8 protein-coding genes are annotated in these 10,545 nt (G+C 66.8%); 6 read left to right on the top strand and 2 right to left on the bottom strand.

The annotated features are described in order from the left end of the window. The first annotated feature begins 121 nt into the window (after positions 1–121). The 6 genes from AC07WJ_RS05850 to AC07WJ_RS05825 all read left to right on the top strand — a co-directional run bounded on the left by AC07WJ_RS05850 (position 122) and on the right by AC07WJ_RS05825 (position 8,278). Complete coding sequence (locus AC07WJ_RS05850) at positions 122–1,651, top strand: ABC transporter substrate-binding protein (RefSeq protein ID WP_494933566.1); 1,530 nt, start codon at positions 122–124, stop codon at positions 1,649–1,651. A gap of 193 nt (positions 1,652–1,844) precedes the next feature. Then, entirely contained in the window at positions 1,845–3,359 is a 1,515-nt protein-coding gene (locus AC07WJ_RS05845; protein ID WP_494933565.1) for an ABC transporter substrate-binding protein, read from the top strand. 35 nt (positions 3,360–3,394) lie between these two features. After that, complete coding sequence (ggt, locus tag AC07WJ_RS05840) at positions 3,395–5,011, top strand: gamma-glutamyltransferase (RefSeq protein WP_494933564.1); 1,617 nt, start codon at positions 3,395–3,397, stop codon at positions 5,009–5,011. Between the two features lie 172 nt (positions 5,012–5,183). Continuing rightward, a complete protein-coding gene (locus tag AC07WJ_RS05835; RefSeq protein ID WP_494933563.1) occupies positions 5,184–5,957 on the top strand; it encodes a 3-ketoacyl-ACP reductase in 774 nt (257 codons plus the stop codon). 11 nt (positions 5,958–5,968) lie between these two features. Beyond that, positions 5,969–6,457 (top strand): MaoC family dehydratase, encoded by a 489-nt coding sequence (locus tag AC07WJ_RS05830; RefSeq protein WP_494933562.1) that lies wholly within the window; start codon positions 5,969–5,971, stop codon positions 6,455–6,457. A gap of 195 nt (positions 6,458–6,652) precedes the next feature. Further along, positions 6,653–8,278, top strand: a complete 1,626-nt coding sequence (locus AC07WJ_RS05825) for an ABC transporter substrate-binding protein (RefSeq protein ID WP_494933561.1) — start codon at positions 6,653–6,655, stop codon at positions 8,276–8,278. Positions 8,279–8,551: 273 nt separating this feature from the next. On the opposite strand, the gene AC07WJ_RS05820 is transcribed toward AC07WJ_RS05825, so the two are convergent. Together AC07WJ_RS05820 and AC07WJ_RS05815 are read right to left on the bottom strand one after the other, a co-directional pair. Then, complete coding sequence (locus AC07WJ_RS05820; protein WP_494933560.1) at positions 8,552–9,586, bottom strand: Bug family tripartite tricarboxylate transporter substrate binding protein; 1,035 nt, start codon at positions 9,584–9,586, stop codon at positions 8,552–8,554. Between the two features lie 110 nt (positions 9,587–9,696). Beyond that, positions 9,697–10,542 carry an amidohydrolase family protein gene (locus tag AC07WJ_RS05815; RefSeq protein WP_494933559.1) on the bottom strand — a complete coding sequence of 282 codons (846 nt, stop codon included), beginning with the start codon at positions 10,540–10,542 and terminating at the stop codon, positions 9,697–9,699. Positions 10,543–10,545 lie beyond the last annotated feature (3 nt).

Raw genomic sequence — 10,545 nt, 5'->3', positions numbered from 1 at the left:
TCACGGGGACATCAAGCGTTGCCGGCTTGCGGCATTCTTGCCAAGCTCGGCCCCGGGATCGGCACGCCGCGGCAAGATTGGCCCGACCGCTCCCGATGGGGGACGCATGGCGTTTTGGCCGGTGTGGAGACTGTTTGTCCGCCTGATCGGGGTCGTGCTTTTGCTGGTCGCCGGCGCGGCCATGCCGGTTCAGGCCGGCAAACGCGACAATACGCTCACCTGGGCCACCACCGTCGCCCTGCCCTCGGCCGAGCCCTATTACAATATCTCTAACGACGGCGCCCTGGTGATCAGCCAGATGGTCTGGGATACGCTGATCTATCGCGACCCGGACACCGGGCAATACAAGCCGCTGCTCGCCGCCGCCTGGCGCTGGATCGACCCGCTGACGCTGGAACTGGACCTGCGCCGCGATGTCCGCTTTCACGACGGCCGGCCGTTCTCGGCCGACGACGTCGTCTACACCATCAATTTCGCGCTCGACCCCGCCAACAGGGTCAGCCTCCCGAGCAATGTGAACTGGCTCCGAGGCGCCGAGAAAACCGGCTCGCACCAGGTGCGCCTGCTGCTGCGCGCACCCTTCCCCACCGCGTTCGAATATCTGTCCGGCCCGATCGCCATCATGCCGGCCGGTTTTTACCAGAACACGGATGCCAATCGCGGACCGCCGGCATCGCGCTATCCGGGCACCGGCCCCTATCGCCTCACCCGCTGGGAGCCGGGCCGGGAGGCCCAATTTGACATCAATCCCGACTATATGGCCGGCAGCCCCAAGGGCCGCCCGTCGATCCCCCGCCTGATCATGCGTGTCGTGCCCGATGCCGACACGCAGGTGACCGAACTGACGGCCGGCCGTCTCGACTGGATCGGCCAGGTGACCGAGACCGCGGCCCGACGGCTTGGCGCCGCGCCGAATATCAGGGTGCTGACGGCCCAATCCATGCGGATCGCCTTCCTGCAGTTCGACGTCCAGGGCCGCTCCGGCCCGAACCCGTTCCAGAACTTGAGAGTGCGCGAGGCGGTGGCCCACGCCATCGACCGCGACGCCATCGTCAGGACCGTGATCGGCGCCGGTTCGCGCAGCCTCCAGGCCTTCTGCTTCCCGTCCCAGTTCGGCTGCACCGACGATGTCAGGCGGATCCCCTACGACCCCGCGAAGGCCCGCCAATTGCTGACCGAGGCCGGTTATCCCAACGGCTTCGACACCGAGATCATCGGCTTTCGGGCCCGTCCGCGGGTCGAGGCGCTGAGCGGCTTTCTGAGCGCCTCGGGAATCCGCGCCCGCCTGGCCTTCATGGGTTACGGCGCGGTGCGCGAACGCCAGCAAAAGGGCCAGGTCCAGCTCCTCGACACCTCCTGGGGTTCCCTGTCGATCAACGACGTCTCGGCCCTGATCACCCCGTTTTTCACCAACCGCCTCGGCGACATGGTGCAGGACGCGGAGATCAGGAGCTGGGCCGCGGCGGCGGCGATCGCGATCGATCCGCAGGAGCGGCGGCGGCTCTATGGCCTGATCCTGCGCAAGATCGCCGACAATGTCCTCGTCCTGCCGCTCTACACGCTGCCCTCGGTGACGGCCTTCGTTTCCGACCTCGCCTATCGGGCCTGGCCGGACGAGAACCCGCGCTTCTACATGCAGCGCTGGCGTTGAGGCATCAGTGGATCGCGGCCCGCGCCGGCCTCGAAGCCCGCCCAGCCGGGCCCCGAGCAATGCGCTGGCCGGCGTTGTCGCGGCAGGCCTTTCTTGCCATGCTCGCGGCCGAAACCGGCACGCCACGTCAAGAATGGCCAGGCCGTTGCACGGGGGGGACGGTATGAGAGCCTTTTCGACGAGGCAGCGGCGGATGAGCCTGACGGCCTTCCTGTTGGCATTCGCGATCGCCTGGGCCGCGCCGGTCCAGGCCGGCAAGCGCGACGATACGCTGCGCTGGGCCTCCACCTTCGCCATTCCCTCGGGCGAACCCTATTACAACTCGTTCCGCGAGGGCGTCCTGTTCATCGGCCAGATGGTCTGGGACACGCTGATCCATCGCGACCCCGACACCTCCGAATACAAACCCCTGCTCGCCACCGCCTGGCGCTGGATCGACCCGCTGACGCTGGAGCTCGACCTGCGCCGCGACGTCACCTTTCACGACGGCCGGGCCTTCTCGGCCGATGACGTCGTCTACACCCTCAATTTCGTCATCGACCCCGCCAACAAGGTCAACAATCCGAGCAATGTGAACTGGATCCGCCACGCCGAGAAAACCGGCTCGCACCAGGTTCGCCTGCTGCTGCATGCGCCCTTCCCGGCGGCGATCGAATATCTCTCCGGCCCGATCGCCATCATGCCCGATGGTTTTTACCGCGATGCCGGCGCCGGCCGCATGGTGCCGGCGAACCGGCTGATCGGCACAGGCCCCTATCGCTTCACCCGCTGGGATCCCGGCAAGGAAGCCCAGTTCGAGATCAATCCGGCCTATATGGCCGACAGTCCCAAGGGCCGGCCGTCGATCCGCCGGGTCATCATGCGTGTCGTGCCCGACAGCGGCACCCAGATGGCCGAGCTGATGGCCGGCGGCATCGACTGGATCAGTCAATTGCCGGAGGAGACGGCGCAGAAACTCGCCACCGTGCCCAACATCTCGGTGTTGTCGGCCGAGACCATGCGGATCATCTTCCTGCAGTTCGACGTCGAAGGCCGCTCCGGCGCCAACCCGTTCCAGGACCGGCGCGTGCGCGAGGCGGTTGCTTACGCGATCGACCGCGACGCCATCGTCAAGAACCTGATCGGCGCCGGCTCGCGCAGCTGGCACGCCTTCTGTTTCGAGACCCAGTTCGGCTGCACCACCGATGTCCGCCGCATTCCCTATGACCCGGCGAAAGCCCGCCAGCTGCTGGCCGAGGCCGGTTATCCCAACGGCTTCGACACCGAGATCCTCGGTTTCCGCTCGCGCCCGCGCATCGAGGCGCTGAACGGTTTCCTGACCGCCGCCGGCATTCGCCCGCGCCTCGCCTTCATGGCCTATGCCGCGGTGCGTGACCGCCAGCACAAGGGCCAGGCGCGCCTGGTCGACACGTCCTGGGGCTCCTATTCGCTCAACGACACCGCCGCCATGGTCAATCCGTTCTTCACCCACCTGCCCGACGACATGGTGCGTGATGCCGAGATCAAGGCCTGGGCGGATGCCGCCTCCACCGCCATCGACCCGGACGAGCGCAAGCGGCTCTACGGCCTGATCCTGCGCAAGATCGCCGACAATGTCTTTGTCCTGCCGCTCTACACCAACCCGTCGGTGACCGCCTTCACCAGTGACCTCGCCTATCGGACCTGGCCGGACGAGAACCCGCGTTTCTACATGCAGCGCTGGCGCTGACGCGCCATCCGCATCACCGAAGGAAAGAGCCAGCCATGGACAATGCGATGGTCGTTGCCGCCCAGCCCGAAGCGGCCGAAGCCGGCGCGCTGATGCTGATGCACGGCGGCAATGCGGTGGACGCGGCGGTCGCCGCGGCGCTCGTCCAGACCGTGGTCGATCCCTTGATGTGCGGCATTGCCGGCTTCGGCAGCATGGGCATCTACAAGCCCGGCAAGAGCCACGACTATATCGACTTCCACGCGCCGGCGCCGCTGAAAGCCACGCCCACCATGTGGCAGGATCTGATCGAGGGGGAGACCCGCGACGGTTTCGGCTTCATCCTGAAGGGCGGCGTCAACGATGTCGGCTATGGCTCGATCGCCGTGCCCGGCACCCTCAAGGCGCTCGACACCGCGCATCGCGCGCATGGCCGCCTGACCTGGGCCGAGGTGCTGGCGCCGGCGATCCGCTTCGCCGAGGACGGCTGGCTGGTGCGGCCGGCGGTCGTCTCGTTCTGGACCGACGAAGGCAGCATGGGCCGCGCCTCCAACCAGGACCGGGTCAATTACACCGCCGCCGGTCGCGCGCTCTACCGCCGGCCGGACGGCTCGCCGAAGCGCCTCGGCGAACTCATCCGCAATCCCGACTACGCCGCGACGCTCCGGCGCATCGCCGCGGCCGGCGCGCAGGATTTCTACACCGGCGAGATCGGCGGCAGGATCGCCCGCGACATGGCCGCCCATGACGCCTTGATGGGCGCCGAAGATCTCGCCGCCTTCGAACCGGCCGTTCAGGCGCCGCTGGAGGGCAGCTATCGCTGCCGCCGGATCACCACCAACCAGCCGCCCGGCGGCGGCATCATGCTGGTCCAGATGCTCAACATCCTGGAGAATTTCGACCTACGCGCGCTCGGCCACAACAGTCCCGAATATATTCGGGTGGTCTGCGAGACGATGAAGCGCTCGACCATCGACAAGGATCGCCATGTCGGCGATCCCCGTTTCGTCGACATTCCCGTCGAGCATCTCCTGTCCAAGCGTTATGGCCGCGAGGCGGCGGCCGAGATCAAGGCCGGGATCAAGGCCCATGTCACCCGCTACCAGGCCTCCGAAGTGCCTAGGGATACCACCCATGTCAGCGTGGTCGATGCCGAGGGCAATTGCGTCACCGTCACCCATTCGCTCGGCATGCCCTCCGGCGTGATCACCGAAGGGCTGGGCTTCATGTATAATGGCTGCATGGGCGTGTTCGACCCGCGCCCGGGCCGCGCCGGCAGCATCGCGCCCGGCAAGAGCCGGTTCAGCGCCATGTGCCCGACCATCGTGTTCAACGAAGGCAAGGTCGAGCTGGTGATCGGCGCGCCCGGCGGCACGCAGATCGTCATGGGCGTGCTGCAGGCGATCCTCAATGTCGTGGATTTCGGCATGGACATGCAGCAGGCGGTGAGCGCGCCACGCTTCTCCGCCACCAGCAACGCCATCGACGTCACCAACCGCATCCCGCGCTGGACCACCGAGCCGCTCGAGGCGATGGGCTACGAGGTCATCCGCAATCCAATGAGCCACTATTTCGGCGTGGTCCATGGCATCCGCGTCACGCCCGAAGGCCGTCTCGAAGGCGGCGCCGACCCCGGTCGCGACGGCGTCGCCTACGGCGTCAGCGTCACCTAGGCTGATCGCGGCACGGCGAGACGGCCGCTTCATGTCTTGACATCGCCCGCGATTTAGATCGTTCTAATAGCCAAGAACGAGCGGATCGCGCTTCGCTGGAGCCGATACCGCCGCGAGATCGCCAAGGGAGAGCCGGCGCGCGACAGCGCCTGGCGGAAGTCGAGGACAGGGCATGGCCCAGCACCCATCACAGGTCGCCTTCGTCACCGGGGCCGGACGCGGTATCGGCCGCGCCATCGCGCTGGCCCTGGCCGATCGCAAGTTCAGTCTTGTCGTCAACGATCTCGCCGCCTCGCCCGATCTCGACGAAACACTCAAGGCCATCGAGGCCCGCGGCGTCGAGGCCAGGGCCGTGCCCGGCGACATCGCCGACCTCGCCGGCCAGGGAGTTCTGGTCGAGGCGGCATGGTCGGCCTTCGGTCGCATCGACTGCCTGGTCAACAATGCCGGCATATCCGTGAAGACGCGCGGCGACATTTTCGACGTCTCGCCCGACAGTTTCGACCGGCTGATCGGCACCAACCTGCGCGGCCCCTTCTTCATCACCCAGGGCGTGGCGAAGCGGATGACCCAGTCACCGTCGGGCGGCTTTCGCAGCATCATCACCATATCCTCGATGAATGCCGAAGCCGCCTCCCCCGACCGCGCGGAATATTGCATCTCCAAGATCGGGCTCAGCATGATGAGCAAGGTCTATGCGCTGCGGCTCGCGGGCGAGGGCATCCACACCTACGAGGTCCGTCCCGGCGTCATCCGCACCGGCATGACCGCGGTCGCCAGGGAACGTTACGACCGGATGTTCGCCGAGGGCTTCTCGCCGATCGCGCGCTGGGGCGAGCCCGAGGATGTCGGCCAAGCGGTCGCGACGCTGGCCAGCGGCGCCCTCGCCTATTCCACCGGCGAAGTCGTCCATGTCGACGGCGGATTGTCCATTTCCAAGCTGTGACGGGGACTGCCATGAGCACGGAACAGCCGAGGCTGCTCGCGCCCGGCGAATACTGGTTCGAGGACCTCGATGTCGGCGACCACTACCGGACCGGCCACATCGTCATCACCGATGCCCATATCGTCGGTTTCGCCGGTCTCTCCGGCGACTTCTTCGACCTGCACATGGACGACGAATTTGCCCGTTCACAAGGCTTCCAGGCACGCGTCGCCCATGGTCTGCTCGGCCTCGCCATGGCCGACGGGCTGAAGAACCGCTCGTCGGTGCGCATCATGGCGGTGGCATCCCTCGGCTGGAACTGGAACTTCAAGGGCCCGATCCTGGCCGGCGACCGCATCGGCGTCCTGGTCGAGGTCAAGGCCAAACGCCTCACCAGCAAGGGCGATCGCGGCATCGCGACGCTCGGCTTCACGGTCACCAATCAGCACGGCACCGTGGTCCAGGACGGCGAGACCGCGTTGCTGACCCGGCTGAAGCCGCAAGGAGAGACGCCGGCCTGAACCGCGCCTGTCCTGCCTGTTGTCCTTGCGTCATCGCGCGGATTGACGGCAGCGGCGACCCGACGCAAAGTTCGCGTCCCATGTCGGCGACGGCGGCAGAGGACTTTTTCGCGCCGTCGATTTAGATCGATCCAAAGAATAACCGCCGCCGGGCTCGAACCTTGGCGCATCAACACGATCCAGGGAGAAACGATAATGGCCTTCGATAAGGGTTGGATGACCAAGCGCGAGCTGATGAAGCTGCTCGGCATTGGCGGTGCGGCGATCGCGGCGGGCCTGCCCGAGCGGGTCTATGCCCAGACGCGCAGGAACACGCTGGTGATCGGCATCGACATCAGCGACACCATTACCCTCGATCCGGCCCGCCAGGCGCAATATACGCCGCCGATGACGCTGCTCGCCGCCTACGACATGCTCGTCACCATGGCGCCCGGCGACTACATCACCATTCGCCCGTCGCTCGCCACCAAATGGGACCGCACGCCCGACGGCAAGGGCTGGCGCTTCACGCTGCGCGAGAACGTCAAATTCGCCAGCGGCAATCCGATGACCGCCGAGGACGTCAAGTGGTCGATGGACCGCGTGCTCCATCTCGGCGACCAGACCTCGCAATATATCTCGCATGTCGAGCGCACCGAGATCGTCGACGCCAAGACCGTCGACATCATCCTGAAAGACCCGACCCAGCCGCTGCTGACCATCATCGCCGCGCCTGGCTTCGTCGTTTATGACCGCAAGCTGGTCGAGCAGCATGGCGGCGACGCCAGCCGCGAGGCCAAGACCAAGGACAAGGCGACCACCTGGCTGAACGAGAATTCGGCCGGCACCGGCGCCTACCGGCTGACCCGCTGGGAGCGCGGCGCCCAGATCCAGTTCACCCGCAACGACAATTACTGGCGCGGCAAGCCGCCGTTCGAGCGGGTGATCATCCGCCATATCGGCGACAGCGCGGCCCAGCTCCTGTCGATCCGCCGCGGCGATATCGACATTGCCTTCAACCTGATCCCCGAACAGGTCTCGACCATCAAGGCCGATCCGAACCTGCGGCTGGAAGCGCTCACCAGCCTGGACTTCGTTTACATGGCGGTGACCCAGGAGGTCGAATACAACAAGGCCCTGGCCCAGAAGGGCGCCCGCCAGGCGATCGGTTATGCCATCGACTATGATGGCATCATCAAGAACCTGCTCGGCGGCGCCGCCCTGCACCCGGCCCATTTCCTGCCCATCGGCGTCTCCGGCTCGACCGAGGAAATCGCCAAGCAGATCGGCTTCCGGCAGGATCTCGACAAGGCGAAGCAATTGCTGCAGGGCGCGGGCCTGGCCGACGGTTTCGAATTCGAGATCGCCTATGGCAATGCCGCGATCGCCGGCGTGACCTATCAGACGCTGGCGCAGAAGATCCAGGCCGACCTCGCCCGGGTCAATATCCGCGCCAAGCTCAATCCGATGGACCAGGTCAACCTGCGCACCACCTATACCGGCAACAAGGCGCAGGGCGGCCTGCTGACCTTCTGGAACCCGCCGGCGGTGGAAAACCTGCTCTGGGCGGCGGCGACCGTCGAGCGCGTCGCCAAGCGTGTGCACTGGGAGGTGCCGGCCGACGTCACCAAGCTCGTCCGCGACGCCGCGGCCGAGACCGACGCCAAGAAACAGGCCGATCTCTGGGTGGAATATCAGAAGCGGCTGGTCGATCAGGCCAACCTGATCATGCTGTTCCAGCCGATCTACCAGATCGCCGTGCGCAGCAACCTGTCGAAATTGCCGCTGACCGCGGCCGGCTGGATGCTCGACATGTACGACGTGAAACCGGTCTCGGCCTGATCGGCCGGCCCGGCTCTCGGCCAGAGGGTCGGGAGCCGGTGTTTGGCTCCGCCAAATCGACCCTCTCCCAGAGGGAGAGGGTGGCAGCGTCAGCTGCCGGGTCAGGGGTCGTCCATCTCCGGAAAGGGCAGCATGCGGCGGGTGCGTTGGCGCTGACTTCCAACGCTCACGCCCCTCACCCGGCGCCTGACGGCGCCACCCTCTCCCTCTGGGAGAGGGTTGATTTGGTTGAGCTTTTCATCGTGCTCATGGGAGAGATCGGCCCGGCCAACCTCACTCGATCCTGACCTTCGTCTCCTCGACCACCTTCTTCCAGAACACGATCTCGTCCTTCAACACCGAGGCAAACTCGGCCGGTCCCTTGTTGACCACGTCGAAGCCGACATCGGCGAGGCGCTGGCGGGTCGCCGGCTGCTGCAGGAACTCGGCGATCTCGCGGTTGATGGTCGTCACCACCTCGTCCGGCGTGCCCTTGGGCGCCATGATGCCGACCCAGGTGTCGCCGGTGACCTCGGGAAAGCCTTGCTCGGCCATGGTCGGCACGTCGGGCAGGAGCGGTGAGCGCGACTGGCCGGTGACGGCCAGCGCCTTCAGGCGGCCGCCGGCGATCATCGGCCCGGCGGACGCCATGGTGGTCCAGGCATTCGAGATCTGGTTCGAGACCACCGCCTGGATCGCCGGCCCGGCGCCGGGGAAGGTGACGGCCACCAGGTCGAGATTCTGCGTGACTTTCAGGCGTTCGGCGAGCAGATGGCCCTGCGTGCCGATGCCGCCATGGGCATAGTTCTGGTTGGGTCTTGCCTTCAGGTCGGCGACGAATTCGCGGGCGCCCTTGGCGGCGACCGACGGATGGGCCGAGACCACATGGGTCGAGGACACCGACAGGTTGATCGGCACGAAATCGGCGACCGGATCATAAGGCAGGTTGCTGAAGATCGACGCGTTCACGGCATGGGTGCTGAGCGCGAACAGCAGCGTATAGCCGTCGGCCGCCGATCGCGCGGCCTGCGCCGTGCCGCGATTGCCGGTGGCGCCGGCGACATTCTCGACGACGAATTGCTGGCCGAGCTTCTGCGACAGGTGCTGGCAGGCGAGCCGGGCATAGACATCCACCGTGCCACCAGGGGCGAAGGTGACGATGGCCCGCACCGGGCGGGCCGGGTAGGCCTGCGCGGCGGCGATGCGCGGTGCCGCGACCAGCGCCGCGGAACCACCGACGAGGCCCGCAAAGCGCCTGCGGCTGATGGCGGCGTGACCGGTCGTTTCGGACGGTGGCGTGGACCGGCCACGATCGGAAGGCTTGCTCATCTGTCCGTTCCCCTGCTCTTTCCCGAAGGTTCGTTATGCTTGGCGGTTCAAATGCTCCGGGCCGGAAGTCTAGTCAGTTTGCGCGGCCGGCGTCACGCAAGTCTCTCCTGCTAGAAGCCGTAGACCTCCGCGGGATTGTCGACCAGAATTTTGCGACGGTCGGCCTCGTCGGGAGCCCAGTCGGCCAGGATATCCAGAAGATGCGCCTCGTCCGGCCGTGGGTTCATGCCGGGATGCGGCCAGTTGCTGGCCCAGAGCATGCGCTCGGGCGCCGCCTTGACCAGCGCCCGGGCCAGCCGGCTGACATCCTCGTAGCCGGGCGCGCCGGTCTTCGACACCTCATAGGGCGCCGACAGCTTGACCCAGACCCGCCCACTCCCGACCAGATCGAGCAGCAGCCGGAAAGCCGGGCCGTCGACCGGCACCGGCTCGAGGAACTTGCCGACGTGATCGATGACGATCCGGCCCGGCCACGACCGGATCTGCGCGATGCGCTCATGCAGCAGCCGGCCGTCCATCTGCAACTGCACGTGCCAGCCGACGTTCTGCACCTTGGCCGCGATCCGGTCGAGCTGGTCCCAGGGGATGGCGCCTCCCGGCATCATGAGGAAGCGCGCGCCGCGCATGCCGCCGGATGTCAGCATCTCCAGCACCTCGTCGGGCACCTGGTCGTCGACCACGGCGACCCCGCGGGCGACCGCGCCGCCGAGCGCCTTGATGCCGGCGAGCGTGCAGGCATTGTCGGTGCCATAGACCGAGGGCTGGACGATCACCGCCCGGCTCAGCCCGAGCCGGGCGCGGACCGCCTTGTAATGTTCGACGCTCGCCTCGGCGGGCGGCTTGCTCGCGGCGTTCGGCGCCAGCGGATAACCGGCATCGTAGACGTGCAAATGGGTGTCGGTGGCGCCGGGCGGCGCCTTGAGGCCGGGCATGCCGCTGCCCTCGGTCGCGGTCATGAT

The sequence above is a fragment of the Phreatobacter sp. GW821-FHT04C01 genome (assembly GCF_059420385.1).
The sequence above is the reverse complement of the archived record's forward strand: the minus strand, read 5'-3'. Positions and strand labels throughout refer to the sequence as shown.